The 267-nt window shown below is 58.1% G+C and carries 1 protein-coding gene; it reads left to right on the top strand.

Translation table 11 applies throughout. The features are described from left to right. A partial coding sequence (locus ACNQ0T_RS24360) for a major capsid protein (protein ID WP_417930514.1) occupies positions 1 to 267 on the top strand: 267 nt, incomplete at both ends.

The following is a 267-nucleotide window of genomic DNA, read 5'->3' as shown; positions in this document are numbered from 1 at the left end:
ACCGCCGCCGTCGCATCATCATGCAGAACATGCGTGACGAAGAGCTGGCCATTGCTCAGGTCGAAGAGATGCAGGCAATTTCTGCCGTGCTTAAGGGCAAATACACCATGACCGGTGAAGCCTTCGATCCGGTTGAGGTGGATATGGGCCGCAGTGAGGAGAATAACATCACGCAGTCCGGCGGCACGGAGTGGAGCAAGCGTGACAAGTCCACGTATGACCCGACCGACGATATCGAAGCCTACGCGCTGAACGCCAGCGGTGTGG

The sequence above is a fragment of the Enterobacter cloacae complex sp.6700776 genome (genome assembly GCF_048284255.1).
Lineage (GTDB): Bacteria > Pseudomonadota > Gammaproteobacteria > Enterobacterales > Enterobacteriaceae > Enterobacter > Enterobacter intestinihominis.
Note: the sequence above shows the minus strand (reverse complement) of the source record. Positions and strands in the feature narration are given on the sequence as shown.